Origin of the sequence: Novosphingobium sp. AP12 (genome assembly GCF_000281975.1) — a bacterium.
GTDB lineage: Bacteria > Pseudomonadota > Alphaproteobacteria > Sphingomonadales > Sphingomonadaceae > Novosphingobium.
Map to the genome: position 1 here is coordinate 1 of NZ_AKKE01000085.1, position 18,230 is coordinate 18,230.

20 protein-coding genes are annotated in these 18,230 nt (G+C 67.0%); 9 read left to right on the plus strand and 11 right to left on the minus strand.

Features of this window, described 5'->3' with window-relative positions:
- The 3 genes from PMI02_RS13895 to PMI02_RS13905 all read left to right on the plus strand — a co-directional run.
- A partial coding sequence (locus PMI02_RS13895) for a substrate-binding domain-containing protein (protein WP_036503842.1) occupies positions 1-683 on the plus strand: 683 nt, incomplete at its 5' end.
- Between the two features lie 196 nt (positions 684-879).
- The gene (locus tag PMI02_RS13900) at positions 880-1,662 is read left to right on the plus strand and encodes a universal stress protein (protein WP_007683725.1); all 783 of its coding nucleotides are present in this window, start codon (positions 880-882) and stop codon (positions 1,660-1,662) included.
- A gap of 659 nt (positions 1,663-2,321) precedes the next feature.
- Positions 2,322-4,637 (plus strand): CDC48 family AAA ATPase, encoded by a 2,316-nt coding sequence (locus PMI02_RS13905; RefSeq protein ID WP_007683727.1) that lies wholly within the window; start codon positions 2,322-2,324, stop codon positions 4,635-4,637.
- Between the two features lie 72 nt (positions 4,638-4,709).
- Here PMI02_RS13905 and PMI02_RS13910 read toward each other — a convergent pair whose 3' ends face one another.
- Genes PMI02_RS13910 through PMI02_RS27605 form a run of 3 tightly spaced genes read right to left on the minus strand, consistent with a single transcriptional unit; the run spans position 4,710 to position 5,476 of the window.
- Entirely contained in the window at positions 4,710-5,000 is a 291-nt protein-coding gene (locus PMI02_RS13910) for a hypothetical protein (protein WP_007683729.1), read from the minus strand.
- A 9-nt stretch (positions 5,001-5,009) separates the two neighbouring features.
- Positions 5,010-5,306, minus strand: coding sequence for a hypothetical protein (locus PMI02_RS13915; RefSeq protein ID WP_036503846.1), 297 nt, complete (start codon positions 5,304-5,306; stop codon positions 5,010-5,012).
- Positions 5,306-5,476, minus strand: a complete 171-nt coding sequence (locus PMI02_RS27605) for a hypothetical protein (protein ID WP_007683733.1) — start codon at positions 5,474-5,476, stop codon at positions 5,306-5,308. The genes PMI02_RS13915 and PMI02_RS27605 overlap by 1 nt, the downstream gene beginning before the upstream one ends.
- Before the next feature lie 335 nt (positions 5,477-5,811).
- Here PMI02_RS27605 and infA point away from each other — a divergent pair, with 335 nt between their 5' ends.
- The 3 genes from infA (at position 5,812) to PMI02_RS13925 (ending at position 6,631) form a co-directional block, all read left to right on the plus strand.
- Positions 5,812-6,078 carry a translation initiation factor IF-1 gene (gene infA / locus PMI02_RS13920; RefSeq protein ID WP_007683736.1) on the plus strand — a complete coding sequence of 89 codons (267 nt, stop codon included), beginning with the start codon at positions 5,812-5,814 and terminating at the stop codon, positions 6,076-6,078.
- 36 nt (positions 6,079-6,114) lie between these two features.
- Positions 6,115-6,279: a hypothetical protein gene (locus PMI02_RS27145; RefSeq protein ID WP_007683738.1), complete on the plus strand. Its 165-nt coding sequence runs from the start codon at positions 6,115-6,117 to the stop codon at positions 6,277-6,279.
- 118 nt (positions 6,280-6,397) lie between these two features.
- On the plus strand, positions 6,398-6,631 hold the full coding sequence (locus tag PMI02_RS13925) for a hypothetical protein (protein ID WP_007683739.1): 234 nt from the start codon (positions 6,398-6,400) through the stop codon (positions 6,629-6,631).
- A 31-nt stretch (positions 6,632-6,662) separates the two neighbouring features.
- Here the strand turns inward: PMI02_RS13925 and PMI02_RS13930 are convergent, their stop codons facing one another.
- From PMI02_RS13930 to polA, 4 genes are all read right to left on the minus strand, one after another.
- The gene (locus PMI02_RS13930; protein WP_007683741.1) at positions 6,663-6,875 is read right to left on the minus strand and encodes a hypothetical protein; all 213 of its coding nucleotides are present in this window, start codon (positions 6,873-6,875) and stop codon (positions 6,663-6,665) included.
- A 67-nt stretch (positions 6,876-6,942) separates the two neighbouring features.
- The gene (locus tag PMI02_RS13935) at positions 6,943-7,149 is read right to left on the minus strand and encodes a cold-shock protein (protein WP_007683743.1); all 207 of its coding nucleotides are present in this window, start codon (positions 7,147-7,149) and stop codon (positions 6,943-6,945) included.
- Positions 7,150-7,372: 223 nt separating this feature from the next.
- Positions 7,373-8,521 (minus strand): mechanosensitive ion channel family protein, encoded by a 1,149-nt coding sequence (locus PMI02_RS13940; RefSeq protein ID WP_007683745.1) that lies wholly within the window; start codon positions 8,519-8,521, stop codon positions 7,373-7,375.
- A gap of 116 nt (positions 8,522-8,637) precedes the next feature.
- A complete protein-coding gene (gene polA / locus PMI02_RS13945; RefSeq protein WP_007683747.1) occupies positions 8,638-11,484 on the minus strand; it encodes a DNA polymerase I in 2,847 nt (948 codons plus the stop codon).
- Between the two features lie 213 nt (positions 11,485-11,697).
- Here polA and PMI02_RS13950 point away from each other — a divergent pair, with 213 nt between their 5' ends.
- On the plus strand, positions 11,698-12,024 hold the full coding sequence (locus PMI02_RS13950; protein WP_007683750.1) for a hypothetical protein: 327 nt from the start codon (positions 11,698-11,700) through the stop codon (positions 12,022-12,024).
- An 86-nt stretch (positions 12,025-12,110) separates the two neighbouring features.
- On the opposite strand, the gene PMI02_RS13955 is transcribed toward PMI02_RS13950, so the two are convergent.
- The 4 genes from PMI02_RS13955 to PMI02_RS13970 all read right to left on the minus strand — a co-directional run bounded on the left by PMI02_RS13955 (position 12,111) and on the right by PMI02_RS13970 (position 17,131).
- Positions 12,111-13,190: a serine hydrolase gene (locus PMI02_RS13955; RefSeq protein ID WP_007683751.1), complete on the minus strand. Its 1,080-nt coding sequence runs from the start codon at positions 13,188-13,190 to the stop codon at positions 12,111-12,113.
- A gap of 279 nt (positions 13,191-13,469) precedes the next feature.
- Positions 13,470-15,113, minus strand: coding sequence for a chaperonin GroEL (groL, locus tag PMI02_RS13960; protein WP_007683753.1), 1,644 nt, complete (start codon positions 15,111-15,113; stop codon positions 13,470-13,472).
- A 120-nt stretch (positions 15,114-15,233) separates the two neighbouring features.
- A complete protein-coding gene (groES, locus tag PMI02_RS13965) occupies positions 15,234-15,521 on the minus strand; it encodes a co-chaperone GroES (RefSeq protein WP_007683755.1) in 288 nt (95 codons plus the stop codon).
- Positions 15,522-15,703: 182 nt separating this feature from the next.
- Positions 15,704-17,131 carry an MATE family efflux transporter gene (locus PMI02_RS13970; protein ID WP_007683757.1) on the minus strand — a complete coding sequence of 476 codons (1,428 nt, stop codon included), beginning with the start codon at positions 17,129-17,131 and terminating at the stop codon, positions 15,704-15,706.
- Between the two features lie 209 nt (positions 17,132-17,340).
- Here PMI02_RS13970 and PMI02_RS13975 point away from each other — a divergent pair, with 209 nt between their 5' ends.
- Positions 17,341-17,766 (plus strand): cytochrome c family protein, encoded by a 426-nt coding sequence (locus PMI02_RS13975; protein WP_007683759.1) that lies wholly within the window; start codon positions 17,341-17,343, stop codon positions 17,764-17,766.
- Positions 17,763-18,197 carry a nuclear transport factor 2 family protein gene (locus PMI02_RS13980; protein ID WP_007683761.1) on the plus strand — a complete coding sequence of 145 codons (435 nt, stop codon included), beginning with the start codon at positions 17,763-17,765 and terminating at the stop codon, positions 18,195-18,197. The genes PMI02_RS13975 and PMI02_RS13980 overlap by 4 nt, the downstream gene beginning before the upstream one ends.
- Positions 18,198-18,230: the final 33 nt, after the last annotated feature.

Here is an 18,230-nt window from a genome sequence, read left to right on the forward strand (position 1 = left end):
TGGTGCAGGCGAGGGAGCCGCTCTACCACGGGCTCGAACAGGTGCTGCTGGAGGCGAGCGACTTCGCGGGCGCCACCGCCGCCGTGCGCATCGGCTCTGGCGAGATCGCCGCGGCAAGCTGCCTGCCCGCCTTCATCCAGGCGATCGAGCGCGACCGCCCCGGCGTCGCCATGGAAATCGAGATCGATCTCACCGCGCCCCTGCTGGCGCAGCTGCTAGCGGGCACGCGCGACATCGTGTTCCTCGCCGGACCCGTCGCCAGCCCCGGCATGCGCACCGCGCCGATCGGCTCGGTGGAGCTGGTCTGGGCGGCGGGTGCCGAAGTGGCGGAGGCGGGGGGCTTCGCAAAGCCGCTGCCGGTATGGTCGCTGCCCGATCACTCGCCGCTGCATGCCGTCACCCACGAGACGCTGGAGGCCCACGCCATCGCCCCGCGCGCGCTTCACACCTGCAACAACGTGCGCACTCTCATAGAGATCGTCGCCAGCGGCCAGGGGGCCGCGGTGCTGCCGGAGACGATGGTGCGAGGCCACCTGCTCGCCGGGACCTTGCGCGAAGTGCTGCCGCGACCGGCGCAGGGCGTACATTTTGAAGCCGCGATCCGCACGAGGGAACGCGACCCGGTGATCCTCGACCTCTTCGCGCGGGCATCGCGGCTGACGATCGATCCCTTGAAGGATTGACGTCATCCCAGCGAAGGCCGGGACGACGAGTCGCGCAAATGTTACCGCATATGTCCGGCTGCAACCGCCCCGCCTGCCGCTCGTTTCTCCCATGACTCCTGCGCAAACGGCGCCCCCCGCGCCCGCGTTTGATCCCGGTCATGGAACCGGCACGCGCAGGGCCCCGGCCCCAGGCCGCTCATATGGGAGACAGACCATGCGCTCGATACTCGTGAACGCCGACCGCAAGCCCGGCACGCAGGCCCGCATCAGGACCGCCGCCGACATCGCCCGCCGCTCCGACGGCCACGTCACCGTGCTCGTCGACACACCGGTCTCGCGTTACATCGCGATGGACCCGATGGGCGGTAGCTACGTGATGTCCGACGCGCTCGACCAGGCGCGCGAGGTGGACGACGCCGTTGCCGCCGCCGTCGAGACACAGCTGGCCGGTAGCGGGGTCGCCTTCGACGTCATCCGCTGCGAGGATGAGCCGGTCACCGCGCTAGCCCATGCCGCGCGGCTGGCGGACCTTGTCGTGGTGTCTCGCTCGGGCGGCCTCGCGGGCGATCTCGCCCTCACCTCGCGCACGCCGATCCTGGCGCTGGCGGACGACAAGGCGCTCGACGTGCCGGTCCGCCACGCCTGCGTTGCGTGGGACGGCGGCGAGCAATCGGCCGCAGCGCTGCGCGGCGCGGTGCCGCTGCTCGCCACCTGCCATTCCGTCACGCTGCTCTCCGTGATCGAGAAGAAGGGCGGCTTCCCCGCGACCGAAGCGCTGCGCTACCTTGCCCGCCACGGCATCGGCGCCGCGTTCGAGGAACACGAGCGCCGCGATTCGACCGAACAGACCCTCGCCATCGCGGTCACTCAGGCTCACGCCGAACTGCTGGTCATGGGCGCCTACGGAAAGAGCCGGATGCGTGAGTTCCTGTTCGGCGGGGTGACGGCCCATTTCCTCGATTCCGAGAGCGCTCCGGCGCTGCTGCTCGCGCATTGATGCAGGTTCCTGCTTCCGCCCTCGCCGGATGACGGCGGAATTGTTTCTGCCTGAATTCCCGTTGCACATCCGATACTAAGCACGACAAGCAAATGGCGCAGTGCAGCAAGCAAAGGTTTGCGCGCATCGCTCTGGCGGTAGGGAACGCAGCTGCGATGCGCCCGGACCTGAACGGCCGTTCATTATCATACAAGGCGGGATTGTTGAGGAATTCCGCAAATTTCGGCGCTTCGTGCAGCATTATGCAACTTTGATTGTGATTTTTGCAATCAAAGGATGCCACTTCGCACTTGCACAATAAGCCGAGTCGGGTCATACAGACAGTGCCTTTCAGGCATCCTCTCCCAAAACTTCCAAGGCCCGGTCGGCAACGATCGGGCCATTTTTTTGCCTAAAATTTGGGCAGGCGAATGCTGGAGCGGCATTTCTGCGCCGCTGTGCAGTGTGCCTAAAAAACAGGCAGATGCTGAAGCCGTTTCGCATTGCGCCCGCCTTGCTCCCTCGCGAATCGGGGAACCCGCCATGCCGGCGACAGTTGCTCCCCGTGTCGGGCTGTTTGAAATCACTCGGAGCGATACCTAGCTTCCGATCTCGCCGCCCGAACGAGCCGCGCTTCACGCGCAAGGCCATCGGGAACGGGATCGAAGAAGGGAAGCGCGATGGCGGATACGGACACCAGGACAGACGAGCGCACGGTCAAGCTGCAGGTCGCAGCGGCCCGTCAGGAAGAGAGCGGCCAGGGAATCGCCCGCCTCTCGCGCGCCGCGCTGTCCGAAATAGGCGCACTGGAAGGCGACGTGCTGGAGATCACCGGCAAGGCTGTCACCGTGGCGCGCGCCGTGCTCGCCTACGACGAGGACGAGGGCCTCGAGGTCATCCGCCTCGACGGGCTCCAGCGCGGCAATGCCGAAGTCGGCTCGGGCGACCATGTGGTCGTGCGCAAGGCCGAATCGCGCCCCGCCCAGCGCGTGGTCTTCGCGCCCGCGCAGAAGGACATGCGCCTGCAGGGGCCGGCAGTGGCGCTCAAGCGCAACTTCTTTGGCCGGCCGATGGTCCAAGGCGACCTCGTCGCCACCGCCGGACAGCAGCAGGTCGCGGACATCCCGCCGCAGCTGCGCCGGATGTTCAACGCGCCCGCCTATGCGCTGACGCAGATCCGCCTCAACGTCGTCTCCACCACCCCGCGCGGCATCGTCCACATCGACGAAAACACCGAGGTGGAACTGCGCGAGACCTTCGAGGAGGCGCACGACGCACGCGGCGACGTCAACTACGACGACGTCGGCGGCATGGGCGACACGATCCGCCAACTGCGCGAGATGGTCGAACTGCCGCTGCGCTACCCCGAACTGTTCACCCGCCTCGGCGTCGCCCCGCCCAAGGGCGTGCTGCTCCACGGCCCGCCGGGCACCGGCAAGACGCGCCTCGCGCAGGCCGTCGCCAACGAGAGCGAGGCCAGCTTCTTCTCGATCAACGGGCCCGAGATCATGGGCTCGGGCTACGGCGAGAGCGAGAAGCACCTGCGCGAGATCTTCGAGGAAGCGACCAAGGCCGCGCCCGCGATCGTCTTCATCGACGAGATCGATTCGATCGCCCCCAAGCGCGACCAGGTCCACGGCGAGGCGGAAAAGCGCCTCGTCGCGCAGCTGCTGACGCTGATGGACGGCCTCAACAGCCGCGCCCACGTCGTCGTCATCGCCGCCACCAACCGGCCCGACGCAATCGACGAGGCACTGCGCCGTCCCGGCCGCTTCGACCGCGAGATCGTCATCGGCGTCCCGGACGAGAAGGGCCGCCGCGAAATCCTGGGCATCCACACGCGCGGCATGCCGCTGGGCGACCGCGTGGACCTGGGCGAACTGGCGCGCACCACGCACGGCTTCGTCGGCGCCGACCTTGCCGCCCTCGCCCGCGAGGCGGCGATCGAGGCGGTGCGCCGGATCATGCCCAAGCTCGACCTTGAAGCGCGCACGATCCCCAACGAAGTCCTGGAAAGCCTCCAGGTCCTGCGCGAGGACTTCCTGGCCGCCCTCAAGCGCGTCCAGCCCTCGGCCATGCGCGAAGTCATGGTGCAGGTGCCCAACATCGGCTGGTCGGATATCGGCGGGCTCGACGAGGCGCAGCTCAAGCTCAAGGAAGGCGTTGAACTGCCGCTGAAGAACCCCGAGGCGTTCCACAAGCTGGGCATCCGCCCGGCCAAGGGCTTCCTGCTCTACGGGCCTCCGGGCACCGGCAAGACGCTGCTCGCCAAGGCCGTCGCCAAGGAGGCCGAGGCGAACTTCATCTCGATCAAGTCGTCGGACCTCCTCAGCAAGTGGTACGGCGAGAGCGAGCAGCAGATCGCCCGGCTCTTCGCCCGCGCCCGCCAGGTCGCCCCCTGCGTGGTGTTCATCGACGAGATCGACAGCCTCGTGCCCGCGCGCGGCATGGGCGGGGGCGGCGGCGAACCGCAGGTCACCAGCCGCGTGGTCAACACCATCCTCGCCGAGATGGACGGGATGGAGGAGCTGCAGTCGGTCGTGCTGATCGGCGCCACCAACCGTCCGGCGCTGGTCGATCCGGCGTTGCTGCGCCCGGGCCGCTTCGACGAACTGGTCTACGTTGGCACCCCCGACGCCGCCGGGCGCGAGCACATCCTGGGCATCCACACCAGCAAGATGCCGCTGGCGGATGACGTCTCGCTGGCGTCGATCGCGGCACGCACCGAGCGCTTCACCGGCGCCGACCTGGAAGACGTGGTCCGCCGCGCCGGCCTCGTCGCCATCCGCAAGCGCGGGGCGGCGGTGGATCAGGTCACGGCTGCGGACTTCGAGGACGCTCTCGAGGACAGCCGCGCCACGGTGACCGAGGAAATGGAGGAGGAGTACATCCGCATGAAGGGTGAACTCAAAAAGCGCGCCATGGAAGTGACGCCGATCGGCTTCATCGCCCCCGGCATGGTGGCCCCCACCCGCGAGCGCAAGCACGGCGACTGAGGCTCCACGACCCAGCAACAAAGGAAGGCCCGGCGCAGCGATGCGGCCGGGCCTTTCTTATAGCCGTGCGCGCTATGCGGCGGCGCCGGCCGTGCGCGAGGCGATGTCGAGTTCCACCTGCTTCAGCCCGTCGGCCGAACCCGTGGCGAGATCCAGCGGCCTGCCGCCGAGCTTGGCGCTGTCGAGATTGAGGTAGGCGATCGCCTCGTCCTTTCCGAGCGCTTCGAGCGCCAGCTTGGTCACGCGGCCCTGCCGTCCGGCGGCGTCGGGAGTGAGCTTGGGCCGGTCGGATCGGCGGAAGTGCGTGCGCCGGGGCTTGGTCTCGGCGACTTCGTCTTGGCTGTCGTCTTCTGGGCCTGTCATGCGGTATCCTCAGGAAGGGAAGGGAGAATGGGCCTTGGCCGCGAAGCGGCGGATGAGCAGGCTGACTTGCAGCTGCCCCAGTGCTGAACGCATGGCGGTCGCCAATGGCGTCTCCGTGACGCCCGGAAGCGGACGATTCAGGAAATCTGCCGCCGCGCGCCGCCCGCCAAGCAGCAGGAAGGCGAGGCGCCAGACCTCGTCGCGCCGGCGGCAGCGATCCGAGGTGCGCGGGCAGGCTTCCCATTGCCGCCCGCCCATTACCGGAGCTCCGCGCCGACCGCGATCCAGCGTGTCGGCAAAGCGCATCACGCCGAAGCCGGATAACGGGCGACGCCCATTTCATGGCGCAGCCGCCCGATTCGCCGCTCGTAATGAACGACGAGGTCGAAGCGCGAGGGCGCGGGCACGTCGATGGCTTGCGCCGAGTCCCGGATCAGGGCAACCTGATGATGGAAGAGAAGCTGGTTGAGGTCCATGGACGGTGCTCCTGCGTGCGGGAGCTCGTTGGGTCTCTCAGTCGCCGATGTGCAAAAAACGTCTCGGCAATGGCCCGAGCATACGCCACTTCGGCCGGTCTGGCTAGGCCGCTGCTTGCGCCGACTTCGCGCGTGCAGAAGCAACACGCTAGGAAGTTGCAATTTTCCGCACCCTGTACTATATGCGTCGTGCTGCGTCGCCTGCGACGGGACAGTTGTGCAGCCGCGACCAGCGGCCTCGCCTCCCTTTTCTAGCTGCTTGGCTTCAAGGCTTGCCGTTTGCTTCAGAGCATCGGCCGGCGGAGAGCCACCGCATTTTTTCGGAACTGAAGACTTTGGCCAAGGAAGAACTGCTGACGATGGAAGGCTACATCGAGGAAATCCTCCCCGATGGGCGTTTCGCCGTACTGCTCGACAACGAACACAAGATCATCGCCTACACCGCCGGCAAGATGCGCAAATTCCGCATCCGCTCGGTGGTCGGCGACCGCGTCCACGTCGAAATGACGCCCTACGACCTCACCAAGGGTCGCATCGTGTTTCGCGAAAGGACGCCGGGCCAGGCTGGTCCGGGTCAGCGACGCGGCAATTTCAGACGATAGACCAGAAGCGGCCAGGGGCCGCGATTACAGGAATATATGCATACCACGATCACGGGCGGAACCAGCCGCTCCAAGACCAACACCTTCGTTTCCACCATGTTCGAGCGCCATGCCGGCCTTCCCGCTTCGATGCGTGATACCAGCCCGGGCCTCCTGACCAGGGAAGACCTTCGTCACCTGGTCGCCGATATGGTGGACTGAAAAAGAAGGCCGACCAGAGGATACACCCCTTTCCCGCGCCAAGGCCGGGAAAGGGCCTCCAGGGCTCCCTGCGGGGAGCCTTTTCCATATCCGGGGCTCCCGCTGGGAGCTTTCCCTCATGCAAGGAACATCCGCCATCGATCTCAACAAGATCTATGCCGCCCACCAGACGGTCCTGTTCAAAGCGTCGCAGACGCCGGATGTGGACCGACGTGCCGACCTGATGGACCAGGCGGCAGACATGGCGCTGCGCATCGAGCGCAATCGCCTCAGGTTCGGCGCGGCGATGGCCTGCGCCTGGAGTGTCTCGGACCGCTCGCTGCGGCCGGCCCCCTCTCCCGTTTTTAGCTGAAAGCTGCCCCCGCGGCAGCTATCTCCGGCAGCTAGGCGCTGTCGGAGGCTTCCGAATCTTCCGTCACGCGCGCGGCCTCGCGCGCGGTACGCGCCTCTTCGGTCTGGCGGATGCGGTCGGACATGGCGCGCCATGCGGCTTCGGACCGCAGTTCGCGGTCGCGGACGTTGTCGAGCTTGGCGTTGGACGCGGCTTCCGCCGCCTCTACAGCGCGGCCATCACAGAATTCACGGCTGAATGACATACCTGGGTCTCCCGGCGAGGACGTGAAACCGAAAGGCGGCAGGATGCCGCCTTTCGGAATACCCGCGTCAGGCCTCGCGCAGGTTGACGGCCGAAGCCTTGCCGTTGCGGCCCACTTCGACTTCGTAGGAAACGCGCTGGTCCTTTTCGAGGGTGCGCATGCCTGCGTTCTGCACGGCCGAGATGTGCACGAAGCTGTCGTCACCGCCGTCTTCGGGAGAAATGAAGCCGAAGCCCTTGTCGGTGTTAAAGAATTTCACGACGCCTGTCGGCATGTTGTTTCCTTTCAAGAAACGGTATTTCCGCCGCGCGCGAGCTGCGGCGACGGTCGTGCGTCAAGTCGTCTAGTGAAAGGAAATCGTCGCAAGAAGGAGGAATTGCAGGAAGTCTATTCCGGCGCAAAGTCCCAATATTGCCGAAAACCGTCGCAAAATTCGACGTCAGCGGACTTATCCATAGCACAGGCGCGCAATTAAACCCAGCAATTCTCGTGGCAGGTCAGTGCGGCGTACCGGCCGCGCCGCTCGAGGAGGTGCCTCCCCCCATGGCCTCGATCATCGAGGGCGCGGCGGCAAGCTGCATCGGCTCGACCTGCACCTCCCGGCGGCGGGCGAGCGCCTCGGGCATCTCGCGGCGGATCCAGTCCATCATCGATTCGCGGATTTCGGCACGCAGGTCGAACAGGATCGGCCCGTCGCGCGCGCTCATCAGCAGGCGCACTTCCAGCGTCGCGTCGCGGCAGTCGGTGACCTGCAGGATCTGCGCGCGCTTGTCCCACAGACGGTGCGCGGTGATCTGGCGGGTGTATTCCTCGCGGATCGGGGCGATGTCGACCGCGTGGTCAAGATAGAGAAACACCGTGCCCAGCAACTGCGAGGTGGTCTTGGTCCAGTTCTGGAAGGTGTCCTCGAGGAAGCGGTTGGACGGCACGACCAGGCGGCGGTCGTCCCACAGGCGCACGACGACGTACGTGGTGCGGATATCCTCGATCCGCCCCCACTCGCCGTCGAGGATGATGACGTCGTCGATCGAGATCGGCTCGGTCATGGCCATCTGAAAGCCCGCGATCAGCGCCTTCAGCGCCGGCTGAGCGGCCGCGCCGACCGCCAGCGCGGCGACGCCCGCCGAGGCCATCAGCGTCACGCCGACCTCGCGCACGCCGGGTATCGAGGCGAGCATGCCGGCGATCGTCAGGAACACGATGAGGAACGTGCCGATGCGCGCGAAGATCGACAGGCGGGTGCGGCGGCGGCGGGCGTTGCGGTTGTTTTCGACCGTGATGTCCGCGCGCACGATCATGGCTTCGACGAAAGCCCGCAAGACGGCGATCGCGATCCAGCCGGTCAGGAGCGGCATGACGAAGCCCGAGAAGCGCGACCAGACTGCCTCCAGCGCCGGCGTCTCGCGCGCGGCGAAGACGATGCCGAAGGCGACGAAGGCCCAGCGAGTCGGCCGTTCCAGCCGGTTGACGACGATGTCGTCCGAGTCGCTGGCACTGGCCCGCGCGATGCGGCCCAGCACGCGGAACAGCACCGCGTGGACCACCAGCGCGATCACCGTGCCCAGCAGCGCGGCCAGCACTGCCACCAACGGTCGCTCGGCCCAGTCTGGAAGACCGGTGATGTAGCGCTCGATGAGGTCGATCATGGGGGCTGAACGATGCTGCAGCGCAGCAGGTTCCTTGCCCAACGCGGATTGTCGCGGGAATCAGTCGGCGCGGCGGATCCCGGCCCCCGGCTGTACCGGGGGCCACGCATCATTCCTTAGTGCGCTGCACCCCAGCTCAGCCCGAAGCCGATCTCCACGCCCAGCGGCACGTCTAGGCTGACAGCAGGTAGCGCCGCCTCGGCCATGACCTGCCGGATCACCGGCGCTGCGGCCTCGGCATCACCCTCGGGCAGTTCGAAGACGAGTTCGTCGTGGACCTGCAGCAGCATTCGCACATGGCCGAGGCCCGCCGCCGCCAATGCCGGGCTCATGCGGACCATGGCGCGCTTGATGATGTCGGCGCTGGTGCCCTGGATCGGCGCATTGATCGCCGCGCGCTCGGAGCCCTGGCGCTCGGCCTGGTTCTTGGAATTGACGCGCGGGAACCAGGTCTTGCGGCCGAACAGCGTCTCCGAATAACCCTTGGCGCGCACGCTCTCGAGCGTCTCGTGAATGTAGCGCTGGATGCCTGGGAAGCGCTCGAAGTAGCGGTCGATCATCGCCTGCGCCTCATCCGCGGGAACACCGAGGCGTCCGCCCAGGCCCCAGCGCGAGATGCCGTAGAGGATCGCGAAGTTGATCGTCTTGGCCCGCCCGCGCGTGTCGCGGTCGACCACCCCGAACATCTCCATCGCCGTGCGCGAGTGGATGTCCTCGCCTTCGGCAAAGGCCTCCTTGAGGCTCGGCACGTCGGCCATGTGCGCGGCGAGGCGCAGCTCGATCTGCGAATAGTCGGCCGAGAGCAGGACGTTGCCCGGCTCGGCGACGAAGCAGTCGCGGATCTGGCGGCCGATCTCGGTGCGGATCGGGATGTTCTGGAGATTCGGGTCGGTCGAGGACAGGCGGCCGGTCTGCGCGCCCACCAGCGAGTAGCTGGTGTGGACGCGGCTCGTCGCCGGGTTGATCGCCGCCTGCAGCGCCTCGGTATAGGTCGAGCGCAGCTTGGAGAGCTGGCGCCATTCGAGCACCTTGGTGGCCACTTCCGCGCCCTGCGCCGCCAGCCCCTCGAGGATCGACTGATCGGTGGAGTACTGGCCGCTCTTGCCCTTCTTGCCGCCCTTGTAGCCGAGCTTGTCGAACAGGATGTCGCCCAGCTGCTTGGGGCTGCCGATGGTGAACGACTGGCCGACCTTCTCGAAGATCTCCGCCTCCAGCGCGCCGATCGCCTCGGCGAACTGGCTGGAGAGCCCGGCCAGCTTCTCGCGGTCGACGCGGATGCCGTGGCGTTCCATCTGCGCCACGACCGGGATCAGCGGGCGATCGACCCGCTCGTAGATGCGCGTGCCGCTCTCGTAGGACAGGCGCGGCTTGAGGTGGCTGTGCAGGCGCCAGGTCACGTCGGCGTCCTCGGCGGCGTACTGGGTCGCGCGGTCGAGCGGGACTTCACCGAAGGGGATCGCCTTCTTGCCGGTGCCGCAGATGTCCTTGAAGGTCAGCGTGGTGTGCCCGAGGTGCCGCTCGGAAAGCTCGTCCATGCCGTGCCCGCCGCCGATCCCGTCGAGCGAGCGGCCCGCGTCCATGCAGAAGCTGATGATCATGGTGTCGTCCACCGGCGCGACGTGGATGCCGTGGCGGGCGAGGACGTTGAGGTCGTACTTGATGTTCTGGCCGACCTTCAGGACCGCGTCGCTTTCCAGCAGCGGCTTGAGGCGGGCGATGGCATTGGCGAGCGGGACCTGCTCGGGCTTCTCGGCGAACATGTCGGTGCCGCCGTGGCCGAGCGGGATGTAGCACGCCTGGTTGGGTCCCACCGCGAGGCTGATGCCCGCGAGATCCGCGCGCATCGCGTCGAGAGCGGACGTCTCGGTGTCGATGGCGACGAGGCGGGCGGCCGCGGCGCGGGCGATCCACTCGTCCAGCTGCGCCTCGGTGGTCACGCACTCGTAGGCGTCGCGGTCGATGGCCGGCCATTCGGGCAATGGCTGGCGCGCGGCGCCTTCGCCGGCGGGCGCGGCGGCTCCGGCGGGGACTGCCTTGGCCGGGTTCAGCTGGGTCGCGCGCTCGGGACTGCCGGTGCCGCCATCGAGGCGCTTCAGCAGGCTGGTGAAGCCGTGGCGGCCGAGGAACGCGGCCAGCGGCTCGGGCGGGATCGCGTCGAGCTTGAACGCGTCGAGCGGCATCGGCAGCGCGCAGTCTTCCTTGAGCGTGACGAGGACCTTGGAAAGCCGCGCCTGGTCGGCTTGCTCGATCAGGCGCTCCTGCAGCTTGGACTTCTTCATCGACGGCGCGGCGGCCAGCGCCGATTCGAGGTCGCCGTAGTCCTGGATCAGCTTCGACGCGGTCTTGGGGCCGACGCCGAAGACGCCGGGCACGTTGTCGACCGAATCGCCCATCAGCGCCAGCACGTCGCCGACCTTCTCGGGCGCGACGCCGAACTTCTCGAGGACTTCGGGAATGTCGATGCGCTGGTTCTTCATGGTGTCGAGCATGTCGACGCAGCCGCCGCCGATGCCGCACTTTCCGACCAGTTGCATGAGGTCCTTGTCGGAGGAGACGATCGTCACATCCCAGCCGATCGCGGTGGCCGCGCGGGCGTAGGAAGCGATGAGGTCGTCCGCCTCGTAGCCCAGTTCCTCGATACAGGGCAGCGAGAAGGCGCGGGTGGCGTCGCGGATCAGCGGGAACTGGGGGAGCAGGTCCTCGGGCGGTGGCGGGCGGTTGGCCTTGTACTGGTCGTAGATGTCGTTGCGGAACGACTTGCTCGACGCATCGAGGATCACCGCGAGGTGGGTCGGGCCGTCGGCCTTGTTGAGGTCTTCGGCCAGCTTCCAGAGCATCGTCGTGTAGCCGTAGACCGCGCCCACCGGCGTCCCTTCCGGGTTGGTGAGCGGCGGCAGGCGGTGATAGGCGCGGAAGATGTAGGCCGAGCCGTCGACGAGATAGAGGTGCTGCTTGGGATCCATGACCGATCCCTAGCAGCGCGAGGCGGGCACGTCAGCAGCCCAGTCATTGCCCGGCAAATCTCGCCTGTGCAGGAACCGTGCATCTTCGCAGGAGTTTCTGCGGGGCGCTTGAAACGGCGCGCGGCGCCTCGTACCCACGGCGGGAGCCCGACAACGAGGCTCTCGCGGCGTTCGCCGACGAGTTTATCGCAGCTAAGAGGGATACACACAATTATGCGCAAGATCGTTTTCGCCGCCGCAGCCGCCGTGACCGCCATGTCGCTGGGCGCCTGCTCGGAAAAGACCCAGGACGCGACCGAAGCCGCCGCATCGTCGGCCGGTGACGACCTGTCCGCCACCGCCACCGACGTGGGCGACGCGCTCGGCAAGGTCGGCGACAAGGCTTCGGAAGCCGCGGACGACACCGGCGATGCCGCCAAGGACGCCGCCGCCAGCGCCGAGAAGACCACCGACGATATCGCCAACGATGCCGAGAAGGCCGCCAACGACGTCGCCAAGGAACTCGACGACCACACCGACGGCAACCCGCACACCAACTGATCTTCGGATCTGCGACAACGAAAAAGGGGGCCACGCGGCCCCCTTTTTTGTACCGGGTCCAACACCCGGCGTGACCTGCCGCAAGGTCAGCGCGCGGCGGTGCGCGTCGGTCCTTCGGCGAGGTAGCCGTTGTAGATCGTGCGGGCGATGCTGGCGATGCGGGCTTCGCGGCCAGGGCGTCCGCCCTGCCCCGTCACGTAGATGGCGACGGCGAAGACCCGTCCGTCCGGGGTCTGGATGATGCCCACGTCGCTCGACGTGTTGTTCAGCGAACCGGTCTTGTGCGAGATGCTGGCGTCCGCCGGAAGCCCTGCGGCGATGCGGCGCTTGCCGGTGACGCAGCGGCTCATGGCGCCCATGATGACGCCGCGGCTCGACGGGCTCAGCCACTTGCCCTGGTAGATGCCCGAGAGCAGCTTGACCATGGCGTAGGGCGTGGCGCTGTCGCGGTTGTCGACCACGCGGGCCGGGTCGATGGCGCCATCGTCGCGCACGAGCGTGGCGATGTCGCGGTCGATGTGCCAGTCGTCGATACCGGCGCGCTCGACCCAGGCGTTGACCGCCTTGGGACCGCCCACGACCTTGAGCAGGGCGTCGGTCGCGTAGTTGTTGGAGCGGGTGATCATCAGCTCGATCAGGCGCGAGGCGGTCATGTACTCGCCCGCGCGGACCGGCGCGATGGCGCTGGAGAACGGCGCCGAGCCGACCGGGACCATCAGCGGGAATTCGCTGGAAAGGCTCCACTTGCCCTTGTCCACGCCTTCGAGGAAGGTCGCGGCAATGGCGATCTTACTGGTGCTGGCCATCGGGAAGCGCTGGTTGCCCAGCACGTCGACCATGCGGCCGCTGGACAGGTCCATCGCGGCGACGCCGATGCGGCCCTGCGAGGCATTGGCTACGGCGGCAAGCTGCTGGCCGAACGGCGAGGAATAGGCGCGGGGGCCGCGCTGCTCGGTGCCGAACAGGTCGTCGAAGCTGTTCTGGATCTCGACCACCTGGTCGGTCGCGCGCGACACGGGCGCGCCGACGGGCGAGACCATCGGCTGGATCTTCTGAGCCTGAGCGGCCTGCGGCAAGAAGGCGGCGGCAGCGGTCAGCGCCGCCACGGCAAGAAAGCGTCCAGCGCCACTACGGCACCGTGCGAGAAGACGGTCTGCCCCGGTCATGCAGTCCCCACCTTATGTTGTCCAAGTTCCTAAGCGGTTAACGGCACGGCGACAAAACGCCACTGACTAGCGACGAAGCGCATGGATTGTGCGGTAATTTCCCGGAATCGCACGTTCCTTTCACGCAGATGAACGATTCTGGCGATTCAGCGGACCGGCCAGTTCCCCGACGCTCTGCGCAAAATGAAGAGGCCGGAAGCATCGCTGCTCCCGGCCCCCTGCATTCGTAGACCGGCTGGTGCGGGGAGGTTCAGTTCCCCGCGCGCGCCATGGTGCTTCTTAGAAGCCCATGTCGCCCATGCCGCCCATGCCGCCACCCATCGGGGGCATCGCGGGCTTGTCTTCCGGACGGTCGACGATCGCCGCTTCCGTGGTGATCAGCAGGCCGGCGACCGAAGCCGCATCCTGGAGCGCGGTGCGCACGACCTTGGTGGGGTCGATGACGCCGGCGGCCTTCAGGTTTTCGTAGACGTCGGTCGCGGCGTTGAAGCCGATCTGCTCGTCGGTGCCGTCGAGCAGCTTACCGGCGACGACAGCGCCGTCGCTGCCGGCGTTCTCGGCGATCTGCTTCACAGGCGCGGTGATCGCCTTGCGAATGATGTCGATGCCGCGGGTCTGGTCTTCGTTGGCGCCGGTCAGGCCGTCGAGAGCGCGCGTTGCGTACAGCAGAGCCGTACCGCCGCCGGGGACGATGCCTTCTTCAACCGCAGCGCGGGTCGCGTGGAGAGCGTCGTCGACGCGGTCCTTGCGCTCCTTGACTTCGACTTCCGAAGCGCCGCCGACCTTGATGACGGCAACGCCGCCGGCCAGCTTCGCAAGACGCTCCTGGAGCTTCTCGCGGTCGTAGTCCGAAGTGGTGACTTCGATCTGCGAACGGATCTGCTCGACGCGGGCCTTGATCTCGTCGTGCGAACCGGCACCATCGACGATCGTGGTGTTGTCCTTGTCGATGGTGACCTTCTTGGCTTCACCCAGCATGCCGAGCGTGACGCTCTCCAGCTTGATGCCGAGGTCTTCCGAGATCATCTCGCCAGCGGTCAGCGTGGCGATGTCGCCCAGCATGGCCTTGCGGCGATCGCCGAAGCCCGGAGCCTTGACGGCTGCGATCTTCAGGCCGCCACGCAGCTTGTTGACGACGAGCGTGGCGAGAGCCTCGCCTTCGATGTCCTCGGCGATGATGAGGAGCGGACGACCCGACTGCACCACGGCTTCCAGGATCGGAAGCAGCGCCTGGAGCGACGACAGCTTCTTCTCGTGGATGAGGATGTAGGGGTTCTCGAGCTCGACGGTCATCTTCTCGGGGTTGGTCACGAAGTAGGGCGACAGGTAACCACGGTCGAACTGCATGCCCTCGACGACGTCGAGTTCGAATTCGAGGCCCTTGGCCTCCTCGACGGTGATGACGCCTTCCTTGCCGACCTTTTCCATGGCTTCGGCGATCTTCTCGCCGACTTCCACGTCACCGTTGGCGGAGATGATGCCGACCTGGGCGATTTCGGCCGAACCGGCGACCGGGGTCGAACGCGCCTTGAGGTTCTCGACGACCTTGATGACCGCGAGATCGATGCCGCGCTTGAGGTCCATCGGGTTGATGCCGGCGGCAACCGACTTCATGCCTTCGCGAACGATCGCCTGGGCGAGAACGGTCGCGGTGGTGGTGCCGTCGCCGGCCTTGTCGTTGGCCTTCGAGGCCACTTCGCGCAGCATCTGCGCGCCCATGTTCTCGAACTTGTCCTTGAGTTCGATTTCCTTGGCGACGGTGACGCCGTCCTTGGTGATGCGCGGGGCGCCGAAGCTCTTGTCGATGACGACGTTGCGGCCCTTGGGGCCCAGCGTCACCTTGACGGCGTTGGCGAGGATGTCGACACCGGCGAGAATGCGCTCGCGAGCGTCACGCGAAAAGCGTACTTCCTTGGCTGCCATTGTAGAATTCCTTTTGGTTCGTCATCCCAGCGAAAGCTGGGATCGCGGGCGGGTCAGCGCCCAGATAGGTCGTGAAGGAACATCACGATCCTGATTGTCATCAGGATCTGCGCAATCGGCTCAGCCGATCACTCCGAGGATGTCCGATTCCTTCATGATCAGCAGGTCTTCACCGCCGACCTTGACCTCGGTGCCCGACCACTTGCCGAACAGGACGCGGTCGCCGACCTTGACGTCGAGCGGGGTGATCGTGCCGTTCTCGGCGCGGGCGCCGGTACCGACGGAGACGATTTCGCCCTCAGCCGGCTTTTCCTTGGCGCTGTCGGGGATGATGATGCCGCCGGCCGTCTTTTCTTCGGCCTCGACGCGGCGCACGAGAACACGGTCGTGCAGCGGGCGGAAAGTCATTGGGGTTCTCCCTAATATCCAACGAACTGAAATTTGGGTTGGCACTCGCCTGATGGGAGTGCCAACGGCGCTGGATATGGTCCGACCCCGGGGAGGCGTCAAGCGGGACCTAGCAGAAAAATTTAGTCCCAGTCCGGCTTCGCGCCGAAGCGGTATCGAAGGAAGATGGGCCGGCCCGATGACTAGGCGATGACAGCGTGGACCACGGGCGCGGAGACCGGCGGATGCCCCGACTCGGGGATCAGGCGGAACCGCCCGCGCCAGTGCCAGCGCGCCAGCAGCAGCACCGCCGCCACGGTCAGGCCGACCGCGAGGCCGATCCATACGCCGACGCCGCGCAGGGGGGTGTAGAGCCCCAGCGCCACCGAAGTCGCGAAGCCCGCCGCCCAGTAACCGACGATGGCGATCACGGCGGGGACCCGCGTGTCCTGCACGCCGCGCAGGACCCCGGCGGCGACCGCCTGCAGCCCGTCGGTCAGCTGGAACACGGCGGCGACGAACAGGTACTGCAGCGCGAGGCTCACCATCAGCGCGTTCTCGGGCGCGGAAACGTCGACATAGGCCGACAGCACAAGGCGGGGGAACGCCAGCATCGCGAGCGCGGAAACGCAGACGAAGGCCATGCCGATCGCGATCGCGGCCCATCCCGCGCGGCCGATCGCGTCCTTGTCACCCGCGCCGTAATGGTAGCCGACACGAATCGTCGCGGCCTGGCCGATGCCGAATGGGACCTGGAAGGCGAAGGCGGCGATCTGCAGCGCCACGGTGTGCGCGGCCAGTTCCGCCTCACCGACGCGGCCCATCAGGAAGGCGGCGCCGCTGAACAGCCCGCCCTCGGCAATCAGCGTCGCGGAGATCGGCAGGCCGAGGCTGAGCATCTGGCGCAGGCGGCTCCACTCGGGCCGCCACCAGCGGCCGAATACGTGGAAGCGGCGCAGTTGGCGGTCGGTGCGGATCGCCACGACATAGGCGAGCACGGTGACGCAGGCAGTGATGACGCTCGCGCTCGCCGACCCATCGAGGCCCAGCGCGGGCAGGCCGAAGTGACCGAACACCAGCGCGTAGTTGCCCAGCGCGTTCACCAGGATCGCCAGCGCCGTGATCGCCGTCGCGAAGACCGGGCGGCCTAGCGCCGAGACGAAAGTGCGCAGCACGTTGGAGATCGCCATCGGCACCAGCGCCAGCGAGACGATGCGGATGAAGCCGCCGGAAAGCTGGACGACGTGCGGGTCCTGCCCCGTCGCCAGCATGATCATCTCGCCCGCGAAACATATCGCCACGGCGACGAGGCCCAGCAGCACCGCCAGCCACAGCGCCATGCGCGTGGAGCGGCGCACCTCGCGCACCGAATTACGGCGGCGCCCGATCTCCGCGGCGATCAGCGGGGCGACCGCGCCGGTCACGCCGTTCAGCCCCATCATCACCACCGCAACGATGGCAACGGCAAGGCTCGACGCCGCGAGCGACTCCTGCCCCAGTCGCGCCACGAAGATCACGTCGATCGCGAAGACCGCCATCTGCAGCATGTTCGCCAGCGCCAGCGGCCCCGCAAGCCGCAGGGTGGCGCCGAGTTCGGCACGGAACGGATGGATCTTGTGGCTCTCCCGCATTTGTGGCGCGCGATAGGGGTTTGGCGCCGGGCATGGAAGCGATTCCTGAGAAGGAAGGGCAAAGACCTGGGTCCGTCGCCTCCAGCCCCTTTACCGTAGGGGACACGCGCCCGGCGGCGATATTCGATCTGTCCGGGACGGCGGCCCCAGGTCTTCTTCCCTTCATCGGCCTTGTATATTACCCCGCGCAGGCAAGGAGATGTCCCCTCATGACGACGACCCGCAAGGTAATGGTGCTGGCCCTTCCACTGACCGCCCTGCTCGCGGCCTGCGGCGGCAGTGCTCCGGACGACGCTGCCACCCCCAGCGCCTCGCCTGCCCCGGCGACGTCCTCGGCGATGACCGACCCGGCGCCGCCGGCGTTCATGGTCTGCCGCTCGTGCCATTCGACGCAAGCCGGGCAGAACGGGATCGGGCCGACCTTGGCGGGGATCGTCGGATCGAAGGCGGGTGAGGTGCCGGGCTACAATTTCAGCCCGGCGCTGAAGAACTCGGGCATCGTATGGGACCGTGCCAGCCTCGACACATGGCTCAAGGGTCCGATGAAGATGGTCCCGGGCACGAAGATGGTGATCCCGGTGTCCGACCCGGCGAAGCGCAAGGCGATCATCGACTATCTGGAAACGCTGAAATGACGGGAGAGGAAGTCCACGCGCTGGCGGAAATCCGCCAGCTCCTCGCTCGCTGCACGCAGGCCGGCGATGCGCGCAAGGGCGACGCCTATGCGCAGTGCTATGCGGCGGACGGCGTCCTGGCGCTGCAGCACGAGACGATCTCCGGCCGCGAGGCGATCCGCGCCTGGATGAAAGCGCCTTCGGTGATCCCCGCGCCTGCGGGCGGCGGCCCCGGTTTCGTCAGCCACCACCTGACCACCTGCCACGTCGATTTCACCGGCCCGGACGAAGCAACCGCGCGAACCTACTGGATGGTCACCAGCGCCTCGGGGCTCGACCACAACGGCTTCTACGTCGACCGCCTGGCACGCGAGGATGGCGAATGGCTGATCGCCCACCGCCGCCCGCGCACCTTGTGGATCAGCCCGGACAGCGTGCTCCACGCCGGCTGACGCGCATCGCCCAATCGAGTAGGGGGGCGCCTT

Coding starts and splice junctions, on each gene's coding strand:
- PMI02_RS13970 (WP_007683757.1), bottom strand. CDS start 17,131: ATGCGGGAGAGCCACAAGATCCATCCGTTCCGTGCCGAACTCGGCGCC.
- PMI02_RS27145 (WP_007683738.1), top strand. CDS start 6,115: ATGCATACCACGATCACGGGCGGAACCAGCCGCTCCAAGACCAACACC.
- PMI02_RS27605 (WP_007683733.1), bottom strand. CDS start 5,476: ATGGACCTCAACCAGCTTCTCTTCCATCATCAGGTTGCCCTGATCCGG.
- PMI02_RS13975 (WP_007683759.1), top strand. CDS start 17,341: ATGACGACGACCCGCAAGGTAATGGTGCTGGCCCTTCCACTGACCGCC.
- groES (WP_007683755.1), bottom strand. CDS start 15,521: ATGACTTTCCGCCCGCTGCACGACCGTGTTCTCGTGCGCCGCGTCGAG.
- PMI02_RS13930 (WP_007683741.1), bottom strand. CDS start 6,875: ATGTCATTCAGCCGTGAATTCTGTGATGGCCGCGCTGTAGAGGCGGCG.
- PMI02_RS13915 (WP_036503846.1), bottom strand. CDS start 5,306: ATGCGCTTTGCCGACACGCTGGATCGCGGTCGGCGCGGAGCTCCGGTA.
- PMI02_RS13950 (WP_007683750.1), top strand. CDS start 11,698: ATGCGCAAGATCGTTTTCGCCGCCGCAGCCGCCGTGACCGCCATGTCG.
- PMI02_RS13900 (WP_007683725.1), top strand. CDS start 880: ATGCGCTCGATACTCGTGAACGCCGACCGCAAGCCCGGCACGCAGGCC.
- groL (WP_007683753.1), bottom strand. CDS start 15,113: ATGGCAGCCAAGGAAGTACGCTTTTCGCGTGACGCTCGCGAGCGCATT.
- PMI02_RS13935 (WP_007683743.1), bottom strand. CDS start 7,149: ATGCCGACAGGCGTCGTGAAATTCTTTAACACCGACAAGGGCTTCGGC.
- polA (WP_007683747.1), bottom strand. CDS start 11,484: ATGGATCCCAAGCAGCACCTCTATCTCGTCGACGGCTCGGCCTACATC.
- PMI02_RS13940 (WP_007683745.1), bottom strand. CDS start 8,521: ATGATCGACCTCATCGAGCGCTACATCACCGGTCTTCCAGACTGGGCC.
- PMI02_RS13905 (WP_007683727.1), top strand. CDS start 2,322: ATGGCGGATACGGACACCAGGACAGACGAGCGCACGGTCAAGCTGCAG.
- PMI02_RS13910 (WP_007683729.1), bottom strand. CDS start 5,000: ATGACAGGCCCAGAAGACGACAGCCAAGACGAAGTCGCCGAGACCAAG.
- PMI02_RS13925 (WP_007683739.1), top strand. CDS start 6,398: ATGCAAGGAACATCCGCCATCGATCTCAACAAGATCTATGCCGCCCAC.
- PMI02_RS13955 (WP_007683751.1), bottom strand. CDS start 13,190: ATGACCGGGGCAGACCGTCTTCTCGCACGGTGCCGTAGTGGCGCTGGA.
- PMI02_RS13980 (WP_007683761.1), top strand. CDS start 17,763: ATGACGGGAGAGGAAGTCCACGCGCTGGCGGAAATCCGCCAGCTCCTC.